The organism is Blautia sp. ZXY-1-C6, assembly GCF_056339875.1.
Genome location: NZ_JBWJVQ010000147.1, coordinates 1 through 21,357 on the forward strand (window position 1 = coordinate 1; position 21,357 = coordinate 21,357).

The following is a 21,357-nucleotide window of genomic DNA, read 5'->3' on the forward strand; positions in this document are numbered from 1 at the left end:
ATGAGAAATTAAAGGGAAAAAAGCTGCGTATGACCAGAGTAAGGGTTCCGGGAAAGGAAGTGTGCCTGGCGCATGTGATCAATCCTTCACAGAGCTGTATTTATCAGAATCTTGGTCTGCATATTGGAGTCCATGAGGGAGAAGACCACACAGGAGAAGCAATCGGAATGATTCGTTTTACCCCATGGGAAGCAGTGGTTGTAGCTGCTGATATTGCAGTGAAAAGTGCAAATGTGGAGATTGGTTTCATGGATCGCTTCAGCGGATCATTGATCCTTACGGGAGGTCTGACGGAAGTTCAGACTGCAGTGGAAGAAGTGGTGAAATTTTTTAGAGAGGTGCTTGGCTTTAAGACTTGTGCAGTTCACAAAAGTTAAAACATACGAAAAGTCAGTTATTCTGTACCGATGGTGCTTATGTAACTGTCGGAATAGCTGAGAGAAGTGAAAGGGACAGACATTAAATATGAAGAAAATATTTCTGATGGGCAGAAGTGAAGCAGGTAAGACTTCATTAACGCAGGCATTAAAAGGCGAAAAACTTCATTATGTAAAAACGCAGTATACGAATACGGATGATGATACCATTGATTCGCCGGGAGAGTATGCAGAGTCCAAGCATTTCAGCGTAGGGCTGGCCTGTTTTTCTTTTGAAGCAGATGTGGTGGCAATGGTACAGTCAGCAGATGAACCTTTCAGTTTGTTTGGCTATGGCAGTAATGCATTTATTCTGAGACCACTGATAGGAATCATTACGAAAATAGATTCTCCTTATGCGAATGTTCCAATGGTGCGTCAGTGGATGCTGAATGCAGGATGTGAAAGAATTTTTCTGGTAAACAATGTGACCGGAGAGGGGATTGATGAGCTGAGAGCGTTTTTGAATGAGGATGTTCCAAAGCTGAGTCTGGAAGAAGCAAAATTCAGACAGAGTCTTGGTCTGAATGAATGGGATCCGCTGCCGGAAGGTGTGGAATATTGAAAAATATATTGATAAATAGTTGACAAGCTTGTTGCAGGGTGTTATTATAATGACAGTATAATTCCATACAGAACATATTAAGTGCTGATACTGTGAGAAAGAACAGTACAGAAAGAGGGAATCAGGTGAGAAACCTGAGCGATCCGGTCACTGTAACAGAGGAGCAAATCTCAGAATGTCCATTGTGCCATAGCATGAGAAGGAGAGAGGAGCGATGAGCCTGGAGCCAGGAAACCTGCTTGGTATGGCGAGGTTAAACTTCCGTGTAAAGTGTAACAACCAACTCCGTTGAATCCGCAGCTTCGGAGTGTTGTCTGCTTTTATCTGAAGGCAGACATTTTTTATGGAATGCGCCTGTTCTTTATGAATTATACATGATTAAATGGCAGGCGATACTACTTCGGATTTATTCGTTCCCTCCGCGCACTCATGAACGGATTTTTTTCTACCCCGGGGTAGCATCGCTCCCTCTTATTAATTTTAAATGTATGATCTGTGAAAAATACTGTAATGAATTTTCAATGCTTTGTTATGTGAAGAGAAATTGATAATTTATTAGAGTATTTTTTTATTTCGTCCTCTGATGGGTGGGATTGATGGAGACTGAGAAAACGGAATTATTCTGGAAAGATAAAAACTTGCAACAGGAGAGGAGAGGTAGCAATGGAGAAACCTTATTGGGAAGGGAAAGAATATTCTTATTTCAGCCATAAGAAATGTGAATTTTTTCCGTGTCATAAGAATGCAGATCCGGATGATTTTAACTGTCTGTTCTGTTATTGCCCGCTATATGCCCTGGGTGAGAAATGCGGTGGGAATTTCCGGTATACGGAAAAGGGAATTAAAGACTGCACAAACTGTATGCTTCCGCATAAGCGAAAAAACTATGGATATGTCACAGGAAAATACCAGGAACTGGCTGATATGATGAAAAGAGCAAAGGAAAGTATCAGCAAATAAGAGGAGAATGCGTCGCTGCTTAGAACGGAGTGAACAGTAACAATGTGTCAGATTAGCACAAATAAGAAAGAACGATTTTCATTGTAATACAATGCTTGTTCTGCTAGAATAAGGATAGCAAAAGAGAAGAGTCTGTAAGATTTTCAAGTCTGTTCTGAGTTAGTATATAAAGCATTTCACACACATTTTCCACACTTTTCACATGCACAGAAGAAAATGCATCACAGGCATTTGACGTCTTTTCCTGGCGACATTTTCTTGTCGGCAGAGCTCTGCATTTCTACATAGAGCCGTCGGAAAACAGGGAAAATTTACTGTTTTCCGACGGTTTTTGTCATTGATCATGGTTGAAAAACAAAAAAGATACTGATATAATGATATTATATTTACGCAAGGGAGTTAACTACTACATGAAAAAAAGAAATACAGCGATACGCGCATTGTCAGTTTTTCTGGCTTATGCAATGGTTTGTACATCGGTACCCGCTGCGGGTCAGGAAATGTTTGGATCCGGAGTCAACAGAGAGACAGAAGAAAATACATCAGATCTGAAAGAATTTCAAAGTTCACAGGCAGATGAATTTGGAACAGATACGGGATCGGATGCAGAATTGTTCGGAAGCGATGATGCAAAACAGGAGTTTCAGGATGGAGAAAACTCAGAAGAGGGTACAGACGGAATCAGGTATATTAAGGGCCGTCCGTTGACGGAAGAGGAAAGAAAGGAAGAACTGGAACCCTTTAAAAATTTAAAACCTTTGGATCCGGGAATTGAAGTGGAGAGTGATCTGACATCAGTTTATGCTGCATATGGAAACAGGGAGGCTGCATTTCCATCTTCCTATGATGCCAGAAAGGAAGGATTAGTTACGCCCGTAAAGAATCAGAATCCATTTGGAACCTGCTGGGCTTTTGGTATGGCAGCAATCATGGAGACTTCGCTTCTGGCACAGAACAAAGGAACCTACGATCTGTCAGAAGAACATTTATCATATTTTTTCTCCAACAGACAGAATGATCCTCTTGGAAATACCCCTGATGATAAGAATTATGTACTGGGAAATTATCACGTGATAGGAGGTAATGATCACCTGGCGGCGATTTATCTCAGTACATGGTCGGGAATGACCACAGAGGCCGATGTACCATTTCCTACGGATTCTTTGCATCAGAATGATCTGACTGTACAGATTCCGGAAAGTAAGGCTTATAATTCTGCAGCATATCTGAAAAATGCATCTGTTTCCAAATACAGTGAGGAACGTATGAAAGAAATGCTGCTGAATGACCATGCAGTATCCATTATGCTTTATATGAAGGAAAGTTATGCAAATCCGGACACAGCTGCATATTGTTATCCTGTTGGAAAATCAAATTCGACTGTAATTAATCATATTGTGACAGTGGTCGGATGGGATGATACGTATTCAAAGGATAATTTCCTTCCTGTTTCCAATGTAACATCTGATGGTGCGTGGATCATCAAAAACAGTTGGGGGGAGAAGAAAGGAGACGGAGGATATTACTATCTTTCTTATCAGGATCCCAATATCAGTAAACTTGTAAGTGCAGAGGCAGTGGCTGCTTTGGATCAAAAGTATAGGAATAATTATTTTTATGATGGTTCTTCAGCACTTTCAGTGATTCCGATACAGGCGGGACAGTCAGTAGCAGCAGTTTATGAGACAACTGCAGGAAAGGGAAAAGCAGAAGTCCTAGGGGAGGTTAATCTTGTTACAAACAGTGACAATGCCTGTTACAAAATTCAGATATACACCGATCTGACAGATCCATATGACCCGGAAAGCGGGACCGCTGCATATGCTGCTCCATATGAGTTTGAACAGCCAATCGCAGGTGTACAGACTATCAGTGTGCCAGAGGTGGTTTTGAAACAGGGAAGCAGATATTCTGTTGTGATCACAAACAGTGGGATTGACAAAATCAGCTTTGGAGTGGAAGCAAAGTCCAGTTATGGAAACTGGTTTACCTGTACGGCGGGGATAGAAACAGGGCAGACATTCTATAAGAGTGCATCGGAAACGGCCAGGTGGACAGATGGAAAGACGAAAAACTGGACGGCAAGGATCAAGGCACATACAAGGACCCTGAATCAGTCATGGGTGCCGGATACACCGGTATTTCAGGTGAAGGCATATAATTCCGGATACAACCTTATTTCATGGAAAAAAGTTTCCGGAGCTACAGGATATTATGTGTACAGAAAACCTGCAGCAGGTGGGAAGTGGTCCCAAATTGCAGATGTCGGGACATCGGAATTAAAATATAAAGATAGTAAGGTTACGGCTAATGCATCATACCGTTATACAGTAAAAGCATATTATGAAGCATCCGGAAAAAGATATTCAGGTAAATATAAAACCGGCGATGTGATTAAAGCAGCACCTGCAGTGCAGAAGGTTACTTCTGTGAAATCTGAGAAAAATGGAATCCGTATCCGGTGGAAGCCTCAGAAAAAATGTGACGGCTATTATATTTACAGAAAGAAAAAAGGTGGTTCCTATCAATTGATAAAGAAAATTTCCAATGGAAATAGTTCTTCTTATCTGGACAAAAAAGCACAAAAAGGTGTATCATACTATTATGCGGTAAAAGCATATGTTAAAGAGCCATATGGAAATACATACAGCAAATATAAAAGTTCATCTGCTGTAAAAAGAAAATAAGAAATGAAGGAAAGAGATTATGAAGAGAAGGTTTGGAGGAACAGTAATAGCAATGGTACTGTGCTTTATTCTGACAGTGGTTTCTGTTTATGCGGATGATGGAAAGGGTCAGAATCCGGATTATGTAACAGATTATTATATGATCGTACAGAGTACACAGGGCGGGGTAGATATTTATGATGAAGCAGACACTCAGAGTGTTAAACTGAATGACAGCAAGATCCCAAATGGAACTGCCATTCACGTTCTGGGTGAGAAGAATGGAGTAGACAATAAAAAATGGGCATATACACAGTACCATGGAATGAACGGATATGTTCCTATGAATGATCTGGATCCGGCTTCCAGAGAAGAAGCTGCCAATGAGGAATATCGTACTTTCGGAGGCAAAGATGTGGATTTCGAAGTAAAGGTTCATGGAAACGATGGAAACGTATCGGTTTATAACGGACCTGGAGAGAAATTTGATCAGGTTTCAGGAACAGAGGGAATCGCAGATGGGACAACTGTACATATTTTTCAGTATGTTCAGGGAGAAGACGGAACAAACTGGGGGAAAACAGACACAGATGGTGTGACACAGGGATGGCTGAATCTTGATCGTGATACAGATTACGTAAATGAAAATGTATCCGCAGATGCACCGGAGGCTACAGGCACATCAGGAAATGTTCCGGTGGCTGCTGTTACACCAACACCGGAAGCAACTCCAACTCCGAAAGCCACACCAACACCAGAGGTAACACCTACAGAAAAAGTGACACCGACACCGGAGGCAACACCTACAGAAGAAGCAACGCCAACACCGGAAGAAACAGAGAAGCCTGCTTCGACAGAAGACAAGGAATCCGATGATAAGCAGAGTCAGAAAACATCAGGAAAGAATGTAAAAGCAGATTCAGGAATGAAGAATCCTGTAATCTGGATTAGTGGTATCGGGATTATTGTTATCATAATTTTACTTATTTATTTCCTGAAGAAGAAAAAGTAAGAGTTAAAATCATTAAAGAATGCCGTCGACGGCAGAGAACAGTTACAAAATAAACAGTGGAACTAAAAGAGCAGCGCATCGGATGATGCAGCTGCTCTTTTTAGAAAATGTGTGTGTATAATTGAGACGTTATGAGGAAACCTCAAATCAGTCTTAATTAACAAAAACTATTAATGTGTGTGCATATATAGTCTACAATTTTTTTGCAATTTAATCAAGATGGAATTTTATAGAACGTGATATATTTGTTACTGTTCACACACCACTATCCCGCGAGGTGTTTTGGCATGAATATGCCAAAAATGCCGAGACATACAAGCCAAAATTCCATTGCCGCAGGCAATCTGGAATGAATTTTGGCTATGTTACTGAGAACGGAGTGAACAGTAACATATATTTTTGAGGAAAGAGGCTATTCAGACTTTTTACTTGCGTAACTCTGGCGGGAAACGTATAATAGGAAAAAGCAATACTCGAGGGTGAGGAAAAGAGGATGAAGATAACAGAAGAACTGTTAAATGAGATGAAAATTAAGGATGAGAACTTTTCTGACGGTCTGATCAAGCCGGACGGCGATTACGTAAGAATACCCAGAGGACATCTTCATGGAATGATGGAATTGCTTCCATGGACAGAGAACGAAATCTGGAAAATGATCCCGGATGATGATTCTCCGCTGTTCTGGCTGATTGAGAAGACAGGATGCGTTCTTACGGATTATAATAATTCTATTGGCATGAAGATGACACCTGCTCAGCAGACTGTGTTTGATATGATGCGAAAACATGGGGTTCTTACAGATGATTATTACGATCTGACGAAACAGAGGGAGAAAGTCAAGAGAAGCCAGAGAACAAAAAGAGAACAGGAAACAATAGTTAAGTGTATATGAATATATGGGAGTGCAGCGATGGAAAAGCATGCTCATTAAAGGCATCCGATGCAGAAAAAACAATATACGATATTAAAAAGCAGCATATCAGAGTTATGGATCATAACCTGATATGCTGCTTTTGACGTGTCTGAAGAAAAATGAAATGTCAATCATAAAAACAAAACAAAAACAACCAGAACGGAAGAAAAAACAAATAAAAAACAACATAAAAGTTCAGGATATACGTGTTGATTTGTGTTGACTTTGCGATAGCCATAAGGTATAATGAATCTATATGAAAACATGGAGGATATTGCTGTCAGAATGATACCGGAATGTATTGGGGTCTGGTATGGGTGCAGCTTTTATTCATGAGAAAGGAGTAACATGGAAAAATTTCAAACATCAGATATTCCCAAGTCTCCCAGAATTCAGAAACTGGTAGATGCATTGTATGAACATATGCCGGTGATCGAATCAGCCAGAGCAAAGCTGATCACAGAATCTTATAAGGAAACAGAAGGAGAACCGATCATCACACGCAGAGCAAAGGCTTTTGCGCATATTCTTCATAATATTCCGATCATTATCCGTGACAATGAATTGATTGTCGGAAGCAGTACGATTGCGCCGAGGGGATGTCAGACATTTCCGGAGTTCTCTTATGAGTGGCTGGAAGCTGAACTGGATACAGTTGCGACCAGAACTGCGGATCCTTTTGAGATTGCTGAGGAGACCAAAGCCGAACTTAAGGAGGCAGATAAGTACTGGAAAGGGAAAACAACCAGTGAACTTGCAACTTCCTATATGGCACCGGAAGCAATCAAGGCAATTGAACACAATATTTTTACACCTGGAAATTATTTTTACAATGGTGTAGGACATGTAACAGTTAAATACTGGGAAGTACTGGAAATCGGTTTTGAGGGAATCATGGAGAAGGCTCAGAAAGAGCTGGATGGATGCAGTGTCGGTGACGGTAATTATGCAAGAAAGTCTCACTTCCTTGAGGCAGTGATTTTAAGCTGTAAGGCGGTGATCGATTATGCAGGCAGATATGCAAAACTTGCGCAGGAAATGGCGGCACAGACAAGTGATCCGGTAAGAAAACAGGAACTTTTTGTTATCGCAGAGAACTGCAGCAGGGTACCGGCAAAGGGTGCACAGAATTTCTATGAGGCATGTCAGTCATTCTGGTTTGTACAGCAGCTTCTTCAGATGGAATCCAGTGGACATTCTATTTCACCGGGGCGCTTTGATCAGTATATGTATCCATATTATAAGAAGGATATGGAAGCAGGAACTATTACCCGAGAGTTCGCACAGGAATTGATGGATTGCATCTGGGTTAAATTAAATGACCTGAATAAATGTCGTGATGCGGCTTCAGCGGAAGGATTTGCAGGATATAGCCTTTTCCAGAATCTGATCGCGGGTGGTCAGAATAAAGAGGGAGAGGATGTAACTAACGATCTTTCTGTTATGTGTATTCAGGCATCCATGCATGTGCATCTTCCGGCTCCATCACTTTCTGTGAGAGTATGGAATGGTTCTCCGCATGAATTCCTGATAAAGGCAGCCGAGCTTACGAGAACAGGAATCGGACTTCCTGCATATTACAATGATGAGGTGATTATTCCGGCACTGCAGAACAGAGGCTTATCCCTGGAGGATGCCAGAGAGTACAATATCATCGGATGTGTGGAACCGCAGAAAGCCGGTAAGACAGAAGGGTGGCATGATGCCGCATTCTTTAATATGTGCAGACCTCTGGAACTTGTTTTTTCGAATGGTATGGATAAAGGTGAGATGGTGGGAATCCCTACCGGCGATGTCACTCAGATGAAGACCTTTGATGAATTCTTTGACGCATATAAGAAACAGATGGAATACTGCATTTCCCTGCTGGTGAATGCAGATAATGCTATTGATGTAGCTCATGCGGAACGCTGTCCGTTACCATTCCTTTCCTGTATGATAGATGACTGTCTGAAAGAAGGCAAGTCTGTCCAGGAAGGTGGAGCTGTTTACAACTTTACAGGTCCTCAGGGATTTGGAATCGCCAATATGGCAGATGGACTTTTTGCAATCCGCAAACTGGTCTATGAGGATAAGAAAGTATCTATGAAAGAACTTAAGGAAGCTCTTGCATGGAACTATGATAAAGGACTGGATGCGCAGTCCGCCGGTGATATGACAGAGATGATCATGAAGGCAATGCAGAAAGCAGGCAGAAATGTGGATGCTTCCACTGCAGAAGGACTTCTGAAAACTTTCATGGGGATGAAACCGGGTGAACAGAAGACACAGAGATTCAAAGAAATCCACGATATGATCGATGAAGTTCCGAAATTTGGAAATGATATTCCGGAAGTTGATTATTTTGCAAGAGAAGTTGCCTATACATATTCCAAACCGCTTCAGAAGTATAACAATCCAAGAGGCGGAAAGTTCCAGGCAGGTCTGTATCCTGTATCTGCAAATGTACCGCTGGGCGGACAGACAGGAGCGACGCCGGATGGAAGATATGCACACACACCTGTTGCAGACGGCGTTTCGCCATCTGCGGGCAAGGATGTAAAGGGACCTACGGCAGCGGCAACTTCCGTATCCAGACTGGATCATTTTATTGTATCCAACGGAACACTCTTTAATCAGAAATTTCACCCATCCGCACTTTCAGGAAGAGAGGGACTGGAGAAATTCGTTGCACTGATCCGCGGATACTTTGACCAGAAGGGAATGCACATGCAGTTTAATGTAGTTGACAGGCAGACACTGCTGGATGCACAGGAACATCCTGAGAAATATAAACATCTGGTAGTACGCGTGGCAGGCTACAGTGCACTGTTTACGACACTTTCCCGTTCCCTTCAGGATGATATCATCCGTCGTACAGAACAGGGCTTCTGATTCAGATGTTTTTTGAAGGAAGTAAAAGTGACAGGCAGAGGATGTATGGATAACAGAATAAGAAAGGAAAAGCATGGACTATTTGGATACAAAGGGCAGAGTGTTTGATGTCCAGAAATATTCTATTCATGATGGACCGGGTATAAGGACAATCGTATTTCTGAAAGGTTGTGTCCTGCGGTGCAAATGGTGCTGCAATCCGGAATCTCAGGAATATAAGATCCAGACAATGAAAGTGCAGGGAGAAGACAAGGTCATCGGACGTGATGTGACAGTCAGGGAGATGATTGAAGAAGTTGAGAAAGACAGGGTATACTATTACCGCTCGGGCGGAGGTATGACTCTTTCCGGCGGAGAATGTCTCTGTCAGCCGGAATTTGCAGGAGCACTTCTGAGAGCTGCCAAAGAGAGAGGGATTTCTACTGCGATCGAGAGTATGGCATGTGCAAAATGGGAGACGATTGAGACAATCTTACCGTATCTGGATACTTATTTAATGGATATTAAACATACAAATCCTGCGAAACATAAAGAATTTACAGGACGTTCCAATGAACTAATGATGGAAAATGCCAGAAAAGTGGCGCTTTCCGGTAAAACCAGGCTGGTAATCCGTGTACCGGTGATACCCACATTTAATGATACAGTGGAGGAAATCCAGGGGATTGCAAGGTTTGCAGACACACTTCCCGGAGTGGACAAGATTCATCTTCTTCCGTATCACAGACTTGGACAGGATAAATATGAGGGACTTGGCAGACCATATCTGATGGGAAATGTGGAACCACCGTCCAAAGAACATATGGAAACATTAAAAAAGGCAGTACATGCGGTCTGCGGTCTGGACTGTCAGATCGGTGGATGAGGTATTTTTTGCATCTGATACGATTATTGGAATAAAAAAAGAAAAAAACAAACAAACAAAAACAACACAATAAAACCCGTAAAAACAACATAAAACAACGGAAATGTATTGACTTTTTATGACCGATAGTGTAAAATCACAGGTAGAAACGTCAAAAAATATATCAATGCCTTAAGGAGGAAAATGAGCATGGTAAACGAATATGAAATCAAAAAACAGATCTGCGACATCGGAAGAAGAATCTACAGCCGCAACATGGTAGCTGCAAACGATGGTAACATCTCTGTAAAACTGAACGACAACGAATTTCTTTGCACACCTACAGGTGTATCCAAAGGTTTTATGACACCGGAGTATATCTGTAAAGTAGACAGAGAGGGAAATGTGATCCAGGCTAACCCGGGATTCAAACCATCCTCTGAAATCAAAATGCATATGAGAGTTTATGAGAAGAGACCGGACGTAGGTTCTGTTGTGCATGCTCATCCGATTTATGCAACATCTTTTGCAATTGCAGGTATTCCGCTGACACAGCCGATCATGCCTGAAGCAGTTATCTCACTTGGATGCGTTCCGATCGCTGAATACGGTACACCATCTACAATGGAGATTCCGGATAATCTTGAGAAATACCTTCCATATTTCGATGCAGTTCTTCTTGAGAACCATGGAGCATTGACATGGAGCACAGACTTAAACGCAGCTTACATGAAGATGGAATCTGTTGAGTTCTACGCACAGCTTCTGTATCAGTCAAAAGTTCTTGGCGGACCTAAGGAATTTGATGAGAAGAACATTGAGAAACTTTATGAAATTCGTCGTAAATTCGGTATGGCTGGTAAACATCCGGCAAACCTCTGCCTGAACAAAGACGGCAAGAACTGTCATAACTGCGGTGGAGCATGTCAGGACGGAGAATTCAAGAAATTCCCTGGATATCAGTATGATTTCGTAGGTGGAGATTCAAAACCGGCAGAGAATAATGCTGCATCTGATGCACAGTTAGTTGCTGAGATTACAAAACAAGTAATGGCTCAGTTAGGAATGAAATAAGAGCATAGATAATCAAGGAGGACAGTCTCATGCCAATTAATGAGAATATGGTACAGGAAATTGTACAGGAAGTTATGGCAAAAATGCAGATAGCAGACGCTCCGACTGGTAAACATGGCATTTTTAAAGAAATGAATGATGCAATTGAAGCTGCCAAGAAATCACAGCTTATTGTAAAGAAAATGTCCATGGATCAGAGAGAAAAAATTATTACCTGCATTCGTAAGAAAATAAAAGAAAATGCAGAAGTAATGGCACGCATGGGTGTGGAAGAGACCGGTATGGGAAATGTAGGAGATAAGATTCTCAAACATCATCTCGTAGCTGATAAGACACCGGGAACAGAAGTTATTACAACAACTGCATGGTCAGGAGACAGAGGATTAACTCTTATTGAAATGGGACCTTTCGGTGTGATCGGTGCGATTACTCCATGTACCAATCCAAGTGAAACAATTTTATGTAATACAATGGGAATGCTTGCAGGAGGAAATACAGTTGTATTTAATCCTCATCCGGCAGCAATCAAGACTTCCATTTATGCGATCAATCTTCTGAATGAAGCATCATTAGAGTCCGGCGGACCGGATAATATTGCGGTTACTGTAGAGAAACCTACTCTTGAAACTAGCAATGTAATGATGAAACATAAAGACATCCCGCTTATTGCAGCAACCGGGGGACCTGGAGTTGTAACTGCAGTTCTTTCTTCCGGCAAACGTGGCATTGGTGCAGGTGCAGGAAACCCTCCGGCACTTGTTGATGAAACAGCTGACATCCGTAAAGCGGCAACAGACATTGTAAACGGATGTACATTTGATAACAATCTTCCATGTATCGCAGAGAAAGAGATCGTAGCAGTTTCTTCTATCGTAGATGAGTTGATGCATTATCTTGTAACTGAGAATGATTGTTATCTTGCATCTAAAGAAGAACAGGATAAACTTACAGAAGTAGTTCTGGCAGGCGGAAAACTGAACCGTAAATGTGTCGGACGTGACGCAAGAACACTTCTTTCCATGATCGGTGTCAATGCACCGGCAAATATCCGCTGTATCGTATTTGAAGGACCGAAGGAACATCCGCTGATCACAACAGAGCTTATGATGCCGATCCTTGGTGTAGTAAGAGCAAGAGATTTTGATGATGCAGTGGAACAGGCAGTATGGTTAGAACACGGAAATCGCCATTCTGCACATATCCATTCAAAGAATATTGATAATATTACAAAATATGCGAAAGCAATTGATACAGCAATCCTTGTAAAGAATGCACCATCCTATGCTGCATTAGGATTTGGCGGTGAAGGCTATTGTACATTTACAATCGCAAGCCGTACAGGTGAAGGTCTTACCTGCGCAAGTACATTTACCAAGAGAAGACGCTGCGTAATGGCAGACAGCCTTTGCATTCGTTAAAGATGATGAGTTAAGGAGAGAAAGAACATGGACATGAATAATGTAAATATAGAAGAAATCGTGAAACAGGTTCTCTCCGGCATGACAGGAAATGCACCGGCAGCAGCAACAGTTTCTGCACCGGCAGCAACAACTGGAATCCCGAAGACAGCCAGAGTAGCTGTATTAACTGAAAAGGAACATTTCGAACTGAAAGAATATCCGATTCCTCCGATTGGAGATGACGATATCCTGGTTAAAGTTGAAGGATGCGGTGTGTGTGGTACAGATGCACATGAATTTAAAAGAGATCCATTTGGCCTGATCCCGGTAGCACTTGGACATGAAGGTACAGGTGAAATCGTGGCTATGGGTAAGAATGTTAAAGTAGATACTGCAGGAAAACCTGTAAAGGTTGGCGATAAAGTCGTTACCTGTATGATCTTTAAAGATGATCCGGAAATCACAATGTTCGACCTGAACAAGAAGAACGTAGGTGGAGCTGACGTATATGGACTTCTTCCGGATGATGATGTACATCTTAACGGATGGTTCTCCGATTACATCTTCTTAAGAGGTGGAAATTTCGGAACTACATTCTTTAATGTAAGTGATCTGGATCTAGATTCCCGAATCCTCATCGAGCCATGTGCAGTACTTGTACATGCAGTTGAGAGAGCAAAAACAACCGGAATCCTTCGTTTCAACAGCAGAGTTGTAGTTCAGGGCTGCGGACCAATCGGTCTGATCTGCATTGCAGTACTTCGTACTATGGGCGTAGAACATATCTGCGCAGTAGACGGAAATGAGAAACGTCTTGAATTTGCGAAGAGAATGGGAGCAGATACAAGTGTTAACTTCATGAACTTCAAAGGAATCGAAGCACTGACAGAGGCTGTAAAAGAAGCACAGGGTGGACACCTTGCAGATTTTGCATTCCAGTGTACAGGAAATCCAAAAGCTCATGCAAATATTTATAAATTTATCCGTAACGGCGGCGGCCTTTGCGAACTTGGTTTCTTCATCAATGGTGGAGATGCTACAATTAACCCGCACTTTGATCTTTGCTCCAAAGAAATCAATCTGGTTGGTTCCTGGGTTTACACTCTCAGAGATTATGTTACAACATTTGATTTCCTTAAGAGAGCAAATGCAATCGGTCTTCCAATGTCTGAGTTAATTACAGACAAATTCCCGTTAGAGCAGATCAATGAAGCTCTTCAGACAAACCTGGCAATGACAGGACTTAAGATCGCAGTTGTAAACAAATAGTTACTGTTCACCGGTAATATTCCGCAAAGAGTATTGCTGAGAATGGAGTGAACAGTAGCAACAAATAATAAGCCTGGCAATAGAGGAGAAAAGAAATGGCAGAAGCTGTAGGAATTTTAGAGGTATTCGGGCTGGCGACAGCCTTTGTAGCAGGCGATGCCGGATGTAAGGCAGCAAATGTCCGCCTGGAGGTTTTTGATAAAAACAAACCAGCCAATGCTGACAGCCTGCCGGTACCGCTCCTTGTCTGCATTAAATTCAGAGGAAGTGTAACTGATGTTACAGCGGCTGTGGAAGCAGGCATGGAAGTTGCAAACAGAATGACTGGTGTGGTACAGCATTATGTGATCCCGAACCCGGAAGAGGGAACGGAGAAAATGCTGAAGATCAGCGCCCTGGATAAGGATTAGCAGTTGCATATCCATTGGGCATCAGTTAAAATATAATCAGATATTTATTTGTAGATTCAGGAGGAAGCAGAAATGGCACAGGAAGCATTAGGAATGGTAGAAACCAGAGGACTTACAGCAGCAATTGAAGCAGCTGATGCAATGACAAAAGCAGCTGAAGTAGCATTAGTAGGAACAGAGAAGATCGGATCCGGACTTGTAACAGTTATGGTACGCGGAGACGTAGGAGCTGTTAAGGCAGCAGTAGAAAGCGGAAGCGCAGCAGCATCCAGACTTGGCGAATTAGTTGCTACTCATGTAATTCCGAGACCTCATACAGACGTAGAGAAAATCCTTCCAAGCATCTGACCAGCAGATTGAGAAGTATAAAAAAGGAGTTCGCTCATGAGTAAATCATATGGATTTATAGAAATCACTGGTGTCGTTGCAGCAATCGATGCACTGGACATCATGTGCAAAACTGCAGACGTTGAGCTGGCGTCATGGGAACGTAAGCTGGGCGGACGACTGGTTACTATTATAGTTGAAGGCGATGTATCTGCCGTTACAGAAGCAGTAAATGCAGCAGCGACAGGTGCGATCAAGAAACCGGTAAGTTATGCAGTAATTGCACGTCCCCACGAAGAAATCGTCAGAATGGTGGAATTAAGTGCAAGTCGCTGGAAGAACAATCAGGGGGATGAATAATGGCTGAAGAGAAGAAACCGGAAGCAGATAAAAATGCCCCTAAAAAGGCAGCCGCTCCAAGAAGAACGAAAGCAAAAACTTCTTCAAAACCGGAAGTAAAAGCTCAGACGGCAGATACGGCGGCAGAAACAGCAAATAAAACAGAATCCCAGAAAGAACAGATAAAGGAAACAGTATCTCATAAGGAGGAGAAAGTTATGACACAGGAAGCATTAGGAATGGTAGAAACCAGAGGACTTACAGCAGCAATCGAAGCAGCAGACCAGATGTGCAAGGCTGCTAACGTAGCATTAGTAGGAACAGAGAAGATCGGATCCGGACTTGTAACAGTTATGGTACGTGGAGATGTAGGAGCTGTTAAATCAGCAGTAGAAAGCGGAAGCGCAGCAGCATCCAGACTTGGTGAATTAGTTGCTACACACGTAATCCCAAGACCACATACAGATGTAGAGAAAATCCTGCCTGTATTAAAATAGTAATCCATCGTAACTGTCCGGTATCTGCACAGCAGACTGCCGGATGGTTATAATCCGTCATATTTGACAGAAAGCAGGTGTATTCTTGGAATCTAATAATATTGAACTGATTACCAGAATGGTCATTCAGGCAATCAATCAGAATGAAAAAAAAGGCGATGGATTCATGGTTCCCATCGGGGTTTCCGCAAGACACATTCACCTGACACAGGAACATGTAGAAGCATTGTTCGGACCCGGATATCAGCTTACGAAGAAGAAAGAGCTGATGGGAGGTCAGTTTGCTTCTAATGAAACAGTTACCATTGTGGGACTGAAACTTCGTGCCATTGAGAATGTAAGAATCCTTGGACCGGTGCGTAAAGCTTCACAGGTTGAGGTATCTGCGACAGATGCCATTAAGCTTGGAATGAATGTTCCGGTTCGCGAATCCGGAGACGTTGCAGGAAGTGCACCAATCGCAATCGTAGGTCCAAAAGGAGCAGTTTATCTGAAAGAGGGATGTATCGTGGCAATGCGCCATATACATATGTCTCCGAAAGATGCACAGGCTGCAGGTGTGAAGGACGGCGATATCGTATCAGTAAAGGCAGATAATGAGAGAGGAACCATCTTCAATCAGGTCAAGATCCGTGTAGACGACAGCTTTACACTGGAAATGCATATTGATACAGATGAAGCAAATGCAGCAAAGATTGCTACAGGCACTACCGTAACAATAATTAAATAATATCGGGGGCCAAAGGTCAAAAAGCCGTTCGTGCCTGCACGATAAGGTTTTTGAACAGAAACCCTTAAGCGTTAATTGGGGGCAGAAGTATTTGCCCCCAATATTATTATCAGAAACAATTTGGAGGCTCATATGATCGTAGGCAAAGTTGTAGGAAGTGTGGTATCCACACGAAAGAGTGAGAAGCTGATTGGAAGTAAATTTATGATTATCGAGCCTGTGCATCATATGAAAGGCGACCTGAGCCAGCTGGTTGCGATCGATATGATCGGAGCCGGAGTTGGTGAATATGTATTGGTGGCACAGGGAAGCGCAGCAAGAATAGGCTGCGGCGTAGAAACAGCACCGGTAGATGCCGCAATTGTCGGTATTATTGATGACGGTGCAGGATTGGAGTAACGCCATGGAAATCAAAGAATTACAGGATATTATACAGCAGAATGGTGTGGTAGGTGCCGGCGGAGCCGGATTCCCTACTTATATGAAGCTTACAGACAAGGCCAATACCATTCTTATGAACTGTGCAGAGTGTGAACCATTACTGAAATTACACAGACAGTTATTGGAAAAACACGCATATGAAATTATGAAAACATTCCATATGATCCAGGAGACGGTTGGTGCTTCTGAAGCAATTATTGGAATTAAGAAGTCTTATGTACAGACAATTCATGCATTAAATCAGCATATTGAAGAATTTCCTGGCATGAGGCTGCATCTTCTGGACGAAGTTTATCCGATGGGAGATGAGGTTGTACTTATTTATGAGGCAACCGGAAGAGTAGTACGGCCGGGAGGACTGCCGATCGAGCAGGGAGTAGCCGTATTTAACGTTGAAACTGTATACAATGTATATCGTGCTGTGGAAGAGAAGCAGCCGGTTACAGACAAATATGTATCTGTTGTTGCAGAAGTAAGTGATCCTGTTACAGTGAGAGTTCCCCTGGGATGTACTCTGGAGGAAGTGGTAGCACAGGCAGGCAGCACAACAGTGAAGGATCCTGTCTATTTCGTAGGCGGCCCGATGATGGGGCGTATCGGAAATGGTTCAGATCCGGTGACAAAGACAACAAATGCGATTTTGGTCCTTCCAAAAGACCATCTTATTGTAGCGAAGAAGCAGCGGACTTCTTCCATAGATTTAAAACGTGCAGCATCTATCTGCTGCCAGTGCAATACCTGTACAGATTTATGTCCGAGACATAATCTGGGACATCCGATCGATCCGGCGAAATTTATGAGGGCTGCATCAAATAATGATTTCAGAGACCTGAATCCATATATAGATGCTTCCTTCTGCAGTTCCTGCGGTGTATGTGAGATGTACTCATGTCCGCAGAGTCTTGCACCGAGAAGTCTTCTCGCAGATATGAAGGGCGGTCTGAGAAAAGCAGGTATCCGTCCTCCGCAGGGTGTACAGCCGAAACCGGTACAGGAATCCAGAGAATACCGTAAGGTTCCGGAAGAACGTCTGATGGCGCGACTTGGTCTTACGAGATATGACAAGGATGCTCCTCTGAAAGAAGAACTTGTACAGGTTAAGAAAGTAAGGATATTATTGAGCCAGCACATCGGAGCACCTGCACAGGCAGTGGTCAAAGCCGGTGATGAGGTAACAAGAGGGCAGATGATCGCACAGCCGGCACAGGGCTTAAGCGTTGGTATTCATGCTTCTGTCAGCGGTAAAGTAACAGAAGTAACAGACCGTTACATTATTATTGCAGTAAAGTAGAAAGGACGTGCACAAAATGAGTAAAGCAATCGGAATGATTGAATTTAAAACCACATCTACAGGCGTTACTGCAGCAGATGCTATGGTAAAAACATCTGAGGTAGAGATCGTCGAGGCACAGACCGTATGTCCTGGTAAATATATTGCAATTATTACCGGTGACTTAAGTGCGGTAAAGGCCGCCGTTGATACGGCAGTAACTACATATGAGGATAAATGCATTGACAGCTTTGTGCTGGGCAATCCGCATGAATCCATTTTCCCGGCAATTTACGGAACTACTCAGGTAGAAGATATCAGTGCGCTGGGAATTCTTGAAACTTATGATGCAGCTTCCATTATCGAAGCAGCAGACCAGGCAGCTAAGACTGCGATCGTAGATTTGATAGAACTTCGTATTGCCAAAGGTATGTGCGGAAAATCATATATGATGATCACCGGTGAAGTTTCTGCGGTAGAGGCTTCCATTGACAGGGCAAAAGAACTTGTAGCTGCCAAGGGTATGTACCTGGATTCTTCCGTTATCGCACATCCTGACAGAAGAATGATCGACAGTATTTTATAATATCCGGGGTAAGAAGTTTCTGACCTTGACACTCATAAAAAATTTCTCAAAAAAAGGGGGCAAAGATATGCTTGCGCTGGAGAGAAGAAATCTGATTCTCGAAAAATTACAGGCAGAAAAGCGGGTGGTGGTCAGCGAGCTGAGCCAGCTTTATGACGTCTCTGAAGAGACCATACGCCGTGATCTGGATAAACTTGAAAAGGAAGGACTTGCGATAAAAAGTTATGGCGGTGCTGTGATCAATGAGGATGTAAGCATTGATTTGCCTTTCAATGTACGTAAGAACCAGAATGTTACAGGAAAGCAGAAAATGGCTGAACTTGCAGCTTCCCTTGTGAAAGACGGAGATCATATTTTCCTGGATGCGAGTACTACGGCAGTTTTTGTGGCGAAAGCATTAAAGGAAAAAGAACGTCTTACCGTAATTACCAATTCCATGGAAATACTTCTGGAGTTAGCTGATGTATCCGGGTGGAACATTATCTCCACCGGAGGCGTAATGAAAGAAGGATATCTGGCTTTTCTTGGATCAAAGACAGACGAATCCATACGTTCTTATTATGTAGATAAGGTTATCTTTTCGTGTAAGGCACTGGATCTGGAATGGGGGATTATGGAATCTCAGGAAGCTTTTGGCTCTACCAAGAGAGCGATGATCGGTTCCGGACGAAAGAGAATTCTGGTTGTTGACAGTTCTAAATTTGATCAGACAGCGTTTTCCGTAGCAGGAAGCATGAAAGAAGTAGATATTATAGTGACGGACAAAGAACCGACAGAACGTTGGAAGAAGCACTTTGAGAAATTTAATGTAAAATGCCTATATCCTGTCTGATAAAGAAAATAGGAGTATGATACAATGAATACTTTTGAGATGAAAACCGCGATCCATTTTGGGGATAACGCGTTAGACAGATTAAAAGAGATCCCGTATAAAAGGGTTCTCATTATAACAGATCCATTTGTGGTACAAAGTAAAATGATCAATCTGATCACTGCTCCTTTAAACAGTGCAGGTATTGAATACGATATTTTCCATGATGTTGTGCCGGATGCACCTGTGGACAAGATTGCAGAAGGGGTAAAGAAGTTCCTGGAATATCAGCCGGAAGCAGTTGTTGCAGTCGGTGGTGGTTCTGCGATTGATTCTTCCAAGGCAATCAGAGAATTTGCACTGAAGATCAACAATTACGGAAAAGTAGGTCTGATCGCAATTCCGACGACAAGTGGTACCGGATCAGAAGTTACTTCTTTTGCAGTAGTAAACGATACTGCAGCACATGTAAAATATCCGCTGATCTCAGAGAGCCTTACAGCAGATGAAGCAATTCTGGATGCAGAACTTGTAAGGAGTGTTCCGCCGGCCATCACAGCGGATACTGGTATGGACGTGTTTACACATGCGCTGGAATCATACGTAAGTACTGCACATAATGAATTCTCTTCTGCACTTGCGGAGAAAGCGATTGAAATTTGCGGAGTATTCCTGCTGAGAGCATATCTGGATGGCAGTGATATGCATGCGCGTAAGAAAATGCATGTAGCTTCCTGTCTGGCTGGTTTATCCTTTAATACAGCAGGTCTTGGAATCACTCACAGCATGGCTCATCAGCTGGGAGCAATGTTCCATATTCCGCATGGAAGGGCAAATGCTATGCTGCTTCCGCATATCGTAGAATTTAATTCTGATATTAATAAGCACAGTAAGAGCCAGAAAGAGTATCTTCCGGCTGTAAAGAGATACGCCAATGTTGCGCACATTCTCGGACTGAGCAATTATAATAAAGTAATGACGGTCCGTTCTCTGGTAAACTGGATTCAGTTTATGCAGAAAGAGATGAATATTCCGCTGACGATTCAGGAACTGGGAACAATTGCACCGGAAGAATATTTTGCAGCAATTGACAAGATGGCAGACGCAGCACTTGCAGATGCCTGCACAGTGAATAATCCGAGAGTTCCGACTAAGGAAGATATTATAAAGATTTATACGAAATTATGGTCATTCTGAAAATGAAGACAATAATTTCCGGCAGATGCTGACTGCCGCTGAAATCAGATACAGGAGATGGAGAAGAGATGAGTATTTATACAAAAAGAGGAGACAGAGGAATTACAGATATGGCTCATGTCGGTAATATTTCCAAGTCTGATGACCGTATCCGCCTTATGGGTGAGGCTGATGAACTGAATAGTCATATTGAACTTGTAAAAAGTATGCTCCGTCAGTCAGAAATACTTCAGTTTCTTGAACGTATTCAAAAGAATCTTGATCTGATCGCAGCGGGAGTCAGTAACCCATATGATCGTGACTGTAAAGTCAGTGAAAAGGAAACAGCAGTGTTGGAGGCGGAAACAGATAAACTGGAAGCACTGTGCGAAAAGCCTGTTCCGGAGAAGTTTACAGGAAAGAGCCGACTGGCTGCAGAGATAGATATTGCACGTACTGTTGCCAGAAGAACAGAGCGCTGCCTTGCACAGGTCAGCGTGAAGTTTGGCGCAGATACAGAGAGTAAGAGATTTCTTAACCGCCTTTCGGATTATCTGTATATTTTGGCGAGATATATAGAGTATTACTCTGATCTTTCAGTGGAACTGTCTGATGATCATGCGGGTGCATTGGCGAAAACGTCTGATAATAATACAGATGCATTGCCGGAACCGTCCGACAGTAATACAGATGTATTAAAAAAGACGGCAGATATCAATGAAGCCGTCATCCAGGAGGTTCTTAAACGAATGGGAATTCAGAGCAGGATAACATTGG

General features: G+C 42.6%; 22 protein-coding genes and 1 riboswitch. All 22 genes read left to right on the plus strand.

Features of this window, described 5'->3' with window-relative positions; translation table 11 throughout:
- On the plus strand, positions 1-377 hold a 377-nt coding region (locus AC075J_RS06120; RefSeq protein ID WP_476390146.1), incomplete at its 5' end, for a BMC domain-containing protein.
- 88 nt (positions 378-465) lie between these two features.
- A complete protein-coding gene (locus AC075J_RS06125) occupies positions 466-981 on the plus strand; it encodes a EutP/PduV family microcompartment system protein (protein WP_008705593.1) in 516 nt (171 codons plus the stop codon).
- Between the two features lie 62 nt (positions 982-1,043).
- A riboswitch (cobalamin riboswitch) is annotated at positions 1,044-1,238 on the plus strand.
- 406 nt (positions 1,239-1,644) lie between these two features.
- Positions 1,645-1,941 (plus strand): cysteine-rich small domain-containing protein, encoded by a 297-nt coding sequence (locus AC075J_RS06130; protein WP_008705592.1) that lies wholly within the window; start codon positions 1,645-1,647, stop codon positions 1,939-1,941.
- A 410-nt stretch (positions 1,942-2,351) separates the two neighbouring features.
- On the plus strand, positions 2,352-4,628 hold the full coding sequence (locus tag AC075J_RS06135; RefSeq protein ID WP_020993376.1) for a C1 family peptidase: 2,277 nt from the start codon (positions 2,352-2,354) through the stop codon (positions 4,626-4,628).
- 19 nt (positions 4,629-4,647) lie between these two features.
- Entirely contained in the window at positions 4,648-5,619 is a 972-nt protein-coding gene (locus AC075J_RS06140; RefSeq protein WP_008705590.1) for a hypothetical protein, read from the plus strand.
- A gap of 493 nt (positions 5,620-6,112) precedes the next feature.
- Positions 6,113-6,511 carry a hypothetical protein gene (locus AC075J_RS06145; RefSeq protein WP_476390147.1) on the plus strand — a complete coding sequence of 133 codons (399 nt, stop codon included), beginning with the start codon at positions 6,113-6,115 and terminating at the stop codon, positions 6,509-6,511.
- A gap of 369 nt (positions 6,512-6,880) precedes the next feature.
- A complete protein-coding gene (locus tag AC075J_RS06150) occupies positions 6,881-9,406 on the plus strand; it encodes a glycyl radical protein (protein WP_055053733.1) in 2,526 nt (841 codons plus the stop codon).
- A gap of 73 nt (positions 9,407-9,479) precedes the next feature.
- On the plus strand, positions 9,480-10,271 hold the full coding sequence (locus AC075J_RS06155) for a glycyl-radical enzyme activating protein (protein WP_008705586.1): 792 nt from the start codon (positions 9,480-9,482) through the stop codon (positions 10,269-10,271).
- Between the two features lie 189 nt (positions 10,272-10,460).
- Entirely contained in the window at positions 10,461-11,324 is an 864-nt protein-coding gene (locus tag AC075J_RS06160; protein ID WP_008705585.1) for a class II aldolase/adducin family protein, read from the plus strand.
- A gap of 29 nt (positions 11,325-11,353) precedes the next feature.
- A complete protein-coding gene (locus AC075J_RS06165; protein ID WP_008705584.1) occupies positions 11,354-12,742 on the plus strand; it encodes an aldehyde dehydrogenase family protein in 1,389 nt (462 codons plus the stop codon).
- Positions 12,743-12,769: 27 nt separating this feature from the next.
- The gene (locus tag AC075J_RS06170) at positions 12,770-13,993 is read left to right on the plus strand and encodes a zinc-binding dehydrogenase (RefSeq protein WP_020993375.1); all 1,224 of its coding nucleotides are present in this window, start codon (positions 12,770-12,772) and stop codon (positions 13,991-13,993) included.
- Positions 13,994-14,088: 95 nt separating this feature from the next.
- Positions 14,089-14,403, plus strand: coding sequence for a BMC domain-containing protein (locus tag AC075J_RS06175; RefSeq protein ID WP_008705582.1), 315 nt, complete (start codon positions 14,089-14,091; stop codon positions 14,401-14,403).
- A gap of 72 nt (positions 14,404-14,475) precedes the next feature.
- Positions 14,476-14,751, plus strand: coding sequence for a BMC domain-containing protein (locus AC075J_RS06180; RefSeq protein WP_008705581.1), 276 nt, complete (start codon positions 14,476-14,478; stop codon positions 14,749-14,751).
- Between the two features lie 36 nt (positions 14,752-14,787).
- Positions 14,788-15,090, plus strand: a complete 303-nt coding sequence (locus tag AC075J_RS06185; RefSeq protein ID WP_008705580.1) for a BMC domain-containing protein — start codon at positions 14,788-14,790, stop codon at positions 15,088-15,090.
- Positions 15,091-15,287: 197 nt separating this feature from the next.
- Positions 15,288-15,566, plus strand: a complete 279-nt coding sequence (locus AC075J_RS06190) for a BMC domain-containing protein (protein ID WP_005427721.1) — start codon at positions 15,288-15,290, stop codon at positions 15,564-15,566.
- A 118-nt stretch (positions 15,567-15,684) separates the two neighbouring features.
- Positions 15,685-16,296 carry a phosphate propanoyltransferase gene (locus AC075J_RS06195; RefSeq protein ID WP_370792859.1) on the plus strand — a complete coding sequence of 204 codons (612 nt, stop codon included), beginning with the start codon at positions 15,685-15,687 and terminating at the stop codon, positions 16,294-16,296.
- Between the two features lie 132 nt (positions 16,297-16,428).
- Positions 16,429-16,695, plus strand: a complete 267-nt coding sequence (locus tag AC075J_RS06200; protein ID WP_008705576.1) for a EutN/CcmL family microcompartment protein — start codon at positions 16,429-16,431, stop codon at positions 16,693-16,695.
- Between the two features lie 4 nt (positions 16,696-16,699).
- A complete protein-coding gene (locus AC075J_RS06205; protein WP_022381347.1) occupies positions 16,700-18,028 on the plus strand; it encodes a 4Fe-4S dicluster domain-containing protein in 1,329 nt (442 codons plus the stop codon).
- 16 nt (positions 18,029-18,044) lie between these two features.
- The gene (locus AC075J_RS06210; protein WP_008705571.1) at positions 18,045-18,593 is read left to right on the plus strand and encodes a BMC domain-containing protein; all 549 of its coding nucleotides are present in this window, start codon (positions 18,045-18,047) and stop codon (positions 18,591-18,593) included.
- A 67-nt stretch (positions 18,594-18,660) separates the two neighbouring features.
- Positions 18,661-19,425, plus strand: a complete 765-nt coding sequence (locus tag AC075J_RS06215) for a DeoR/GlpR family DNA-binding transcription regulator (RefSeq protein ID WP_008705569.1) — start codon at positions 18,661-18,663, stop codon at positions 19,423-19,425.
- Between the two features lie 24 nt (positions 19,426-19,449).
- Positions 19,450-20,601: a 1-propanol dehydrogenase PduQ gene (locus AC075J_RS06220; protein ID WP_008705567.1), complete on the plus strand. Its 1,152-nt coding sequence runs from the start codon at positions 19,450-19,452 to the stop codon at positions 20,599-20,601.
- A 68-nt stretch (positions 20,602-20,669) separates the two neighbouring features.
- A partial coding sequence (locus AC075J_RS06225; protein ID WP_476390148.1) for a cob(I)yrinic acid a,c-diamide adenosyltransferase occupies positions 20,670-21,357 on the plus strand: 688 nt, incomplete at its 3' end.

Excerpts from the sequence above, each read along its gene's own strand:
- AC075J_RS06145 (WP_476390147.1), top strand. The coding sequence starts at position 6,113 with ATGAAGATAACAGAAGAACTGTTAAATGAGATGAAAATTAAGGATGAG.
- AC075J_RS06195 (WP_370792859.1), top strand. The coding sequence starts at position 15,685 with ATGGTCATTCAGGCAATCAATCAGAATGAAAAAAAAGGCGATGGATTC.
- AC075J_RS06170 (WP_020993375.1), top strand. The coding sequence starts at position 12,770 with ATGGACATGAATAATGTAAATATAGAAGAAATCGTGAAACAGGTTCTC.
- AC075J_RS06130 (WP_008705592.1), top strand. The coding sequence starts at position 1,645 with ATGGAGAAACCTTATTGGGAAGGGAAAGAATATTCTTATTTCAGCCAT.
- AC075J_RS06175 (WP_008705582.1), top strand. The coding sequence starts at position 14,089 with ATGGCAGAAGCTGTAGGAATTTTAGAGGTATTCGGGCTGGCGACAGCC.
- AC075J_RS06190 (WP_005427721.1), top strand. The coding sequence starts at position 15,288 with ATGACACAGGAAGCATTAGGAATGGTAGAAACCAGAGGACTTACAGCA.
- AC075J_RS06220 (WP_008705567.1), top strand. The coding sequence starts at position 19,450 with ATGAATACTTTTGAGATGAAAACCGCGATCCATTTTGGGGATAACGCG.
- AC075J_RS06140 (WP_008705590.1), top strand. The coding sequence starts at position 4,648 with ATGAAGAGAAGGTTTGGAGGAACAGTAATAGCAATGGTACTGTGCTTT.
- AC075J_RS06125 (WP_008705593.1), top strand. The coding sequence starts at position 466 with ATGAAGAAAATATTTCTGATGGGCAGAAGTGAAGCAGGTAAGACTTCA.
- AC075J_RS06180 (WP_008705581.1), top strand. The coding sequence starts at position 14,476 with ATGGCACAGGAAGCATTAGGAATGGTAGAAACCAGAGGACTTACAGCA.
- AC075J_RS06200 (WP_008705576.1), top strand. The coding sequence starts at position 16,429 with ATGATCGTAGGCAAAGTTGTAGGAAGTGTGGTATCCACACGAAAGAGT.
- AC075J_RS06185 (WP_008705580.1), top strand. The coding sequence starts at position 14,788 with ATGAGTAAATCATATGGATTTATAGAAATCACTGGTGTCGTTGCAGCA.
- AC075J_RS06215 (WP_008705569.1), top strand. The coding sequence starts at position 18,661 with ATGCTTGCGCTGGAGAGAAGAAATCTGATTCTCGAAAAATTACAGGCA.
- AC075J_RS06160 (WP_008705585.1), top strand. The coding sequence starts at position 10,461 with ATGGTAAACGAATATGAAATCAAAAAACAGATCTGCGACATCGGAAGA.
- AC075J_RS06165 (WP_008705584.1), top strand. The coding sequence starts at position 11,354 with ATGCCAATTAATGAGAATATGGTACAGGAAATTGTACAGGAAGTTATG.
- AC075J_RS06135 (WP_020993376.1), top strand. The coding sequence starts at position 2,352 with ATGAAAAAAAGAAATACAGCGATACGCGCATTGTCAGTTTTTCTGGCT.
- AC075J_RS06150 (WP_055053733.1), top strand. The coding sequence starts at position 6,881 with ATGGAAAAATTTCAAACATCAGATATTCCCAAGTCTCCCAGAATTCAG.
- AC075J_RS06205 (WP_022381347.1), top strand. The coding sequence starts at position 16,700 with ATGGAAATCAAAGAATTACAGGATATTATACAGCAGAATGGTGTGGTA.
- AC075J_RS06155 (WP_008705586.1), top strand. The coding sequence starts at position 9,480 with ATGGACTATTTGGATACAAAGGGCAGAGTGTTTGATGTCCAGAAATAT.
- AC075J_RS06210 (WP_008705571.1), top strand. The coding sequence starts at position 18,045 with ATGAGTAAAGCAATCGGAATGATTGAATTTAAAACCACATCTACAGGC.